This window comes from Pseudomonas sp. NPDC087690 (genome assembly GCF_044743175.1).
In the GTDB taxonomy this organism is placed as follows: Bacteria; Pseudomonadota; Gammaproteobacteria; order Pseudomonadales; family Pseudomonadaceae; genus Aquipseudomonas.
This window is the reverse complement of record NZ_JBIUVX010000097.1, coordinates 1-2,741: the sequence shown is the minus strand read 5'-3', so window position 1 is coordinate 2,741 and position 2,741 is coordinate 1. Positions and strand designations below refer to the sequence as shown.

The window sequence follows — 2,741 nt, the reverse complement described above, 5'->3', positions numbered from 1 at the left end:
GTCTATTAGACCAAGTAATCGTCTCCGCTTTCATGCGCAAGAACTGGGCATGGGAAGAAGTGAAGCCACAGGTTCACAAGATCCACCGTACCGGCGCTGGCGCTTTCGACGCTCAGAACGACGACTACCTGATCCTGCTGGCCGAAGGCCGTCTGGTTAACCTGGGCAACGCCACTGGTCACCCAAGCCGCATCATGGACGGTTCGTTCGCCAACCAGGTGCTGGCGCAGATCTTCCTGTTCGGCCAGAAGTACGACTACCTGTCGCCAGCCCAGCAAGCCGAGCGTCTGACCGTTGAAGTACTGCCGAAGAAACTCGACGAAGAAGTGGCCCTGGAAATGGTTCGCGGCTTCGGCGGCGTGGTCACTCAACTGACCAAGCAACAGGCTGACTACATCGGCGTCACCGTCGAAGGCCCGTTCAAGCCGCACGCTTACCGCTACTGATTGGCTGAGAGTCGACGCGGTGTGCCTGGCGCACCGCGTTGCCTGACTGGCGCTGCTGACCGCTCTGTGTAGGAGCTGCCGCAGGCTGCGATCTTTTGATCCGCAAAGATCGCAGCCTGCGGCAGCTCCTACAGGGTGCAGCGTCCGGCTTACTTGTTTCCAAGGGTATGACCATGTCCCAAGACCGTCGCTACAGCTTCGAGTTCTTCCCGACCAAGACCGATGCTGGGCATGAAAAACTGCTCGCCACTGCCCGTCAGTTGGCCACTTACAACCCCGACTTCTTTTCCTGCACCTATGGCGCTGGTGGTTCGACCCGTGATCGCACCCTCAACACCGTTCTGCAACTGGAAAGCGAAGTCAAAGTACCGGCCGCACCGCACCTGTCGTGCGTCGGCGACAGCAAGGACGACCTGCGCGGCCTGCTGAACGAGTACAAGGCTGCCGGCATCAAGCGCATCGTTGCCCTGCGCGGTGACCTGCCGTCCGGCATGGGCATGACCAGCGGTGAGCTGCGTCACGCCAATGAACTGGTGGAATTCATTCGTGAAGAAACCGGTGACCATTTCCACATCGAAGTCGCTGCTTACCCGGAGATGCATCCGCAAGCACGCAACTACGAAGACGATCTGGCCAACTTCGTGCGCAAGGCTCGCGCCGGCGCCGACAGCGCGATCACCCAGTACTTCTTCAACGCCGACAGCTACTTCTACTTTGTCGACCGTTTGCAGGCGCAGGGTGTCGATCTGCCGATCGTCCCGGGGATCATGCCGATCACCAACTACAGCAAACTCGCGCGCTTCTCCGATGCCTGCGGTGCGGAAATTCCGCGCTGGATCCGCAAGCAACTGGAAGCCTACGGCGATGACACTCAGAGCATTCAGCGCTTTGGTGAACAAGTCGTCAGCGAGATGTGCGAGCGTCTGTTGCAGGGCGGCGCGCCGGGGCTGCACTTCTATTCCATGAACCAGGCTGAACCGAGTCTGGCGATCTGGAATAATTTGAAGTTGCCGCGCTGAAGCAGCTGCAAGCTTCAAGCTGAAAGCTACAAGCAAGATCAAAAGATCGCAGCCTTCGGCAGCTCCTACACAGGGTGATTAATACCAATGTAGGAGCTGCTGCAGGCTGCGATCTTTTGCTTTTAAATGCCCGAAACAGAGCTTCTACTGCCACCTTCTGGCTCTTTCGCGTTTCTCGTCGTAATCTCAAGCCATGCCTTTGATCACGCAGTTATTCGCCGTGCTGGTTTTTGCTTGCCTGAGCTTCGCCGCTCGAGGCGAGAAGCTGCGTATTGTCACCGAACCATGGGCGCCTTACGTCTATGAAGAGAACGGCAAGAACCTCGGTCTCGACTACGAAACCACTGCCATCGTCTTCAAACGTCTGGGTATCGAAGTGGAATGGCAATTCCTCCCGTGGAAGCGCTGCCTGTCGATGCTGGAGACCGGTCAGGCGGATGGCGCGCTGGATATTTTTCACAGTGACGAGCGGGATGCCACCCTGCTTTACCCGAGCGAACCACTGTCGGACGTCGAGTTCGTGATGTTCTACGCCAACGACCGGCCGCACCCGTTCAGCAAACTCGAAGAACTCAAGGGCCTGACCATCGGCACCTCACCGGGTTATCTGTATAGCCCCGACTTCAGCAATTCAACGCTGTTTACCCGTGAGCCCGCGCCGACCCACGAAGCCAACTTTGGCAAACTGGTGCGCGGTCGCATCGACCTGTTGATCACCGATCGCCGCGTTGGTCAGCACTTGCTCGACGAATTGAACATTCGCGATCAGATCAGTGAAAGCCCGACCGTTATTAGCCGTCAGAGCCAGTTTCTGGCAGTTCGGCGCAACGCCGGCATGGATTTGCTGGTGCAGCGTTTCGGTGCCGAGCTCAAGCGATTCAAGCGTGAACCCGCGTATGCAGAGTTGAGCGCCCGCTATGGCACCGCGCCCGCCAGCGGCCCCTCGATGGATTCGGCCACGGCCAGCGGCAAAACCGTTGAGCAGCAGGAAAGCAGCGCGCAGTGATTGCTCTGTTATACTCCGGCGTTCCCGCCAGGCTCACGCCCGGACGCCCGGAACCGTAACAGGCCTCTCGACCCGCTACAGCGCAGCTTTGCAGCCCGCGCGAGCGCTCCAGACGTGCCTTCGGAACCGCAGCAGGACCGGACGGGATTGCGTCCTCTTAAACGTGATTCGCGCCAGGCAAGACTCCCAGTGGGCCAAGCCCTAACTCACACCGGATTACTCATGTCCTTTGCGTCCCTCGGTCTCTCCGAGGCATTAGTCCGCGCCATC

General features: G+C 58.9%; 3 protein-coding genes. All 3 read left to right on the top strand.

Annotated features, from left to right (window positions below):
- On the top strand, positions 1–446 hold a 446-nt coding region (locus ACIPIZ_RS29520), incomplete at its 5' end, for an adenosylhomocysteinase (RefSeq protein WP_401169035.1).
- A 173-nt stretch (positions 447–619) separates the two neighbouring features.
- The gene (gene metF / locus ACIPIZ_RS29515) at positions 620–1,465 is read left to right on the top strand and encodes a methylenetetrahydrofolate reductase [NAD(P)H] (RefSeq protein WP_064388104.1); all 846 of its coding nucleotides are present in this window, start codon (positions 620–622) and stop codon (positions 1,463–1,465) included.
- A gap of 193 nt (positions 1,466–1,658) precedes the next feature.
- On the top strand, positions 1,659–2,471 hold the full coding sequence (locus ACIPIZ_RS29510) for a substrate-binding periplasmic protein (RefSeq protein WP_401169032.1): 813 nt from the start codon (positions 1,659–1,661) through the stop codon (positions 2,469–2,471).
- Positions 2,472–2,741: the final 270 nt, after the last annotated feature.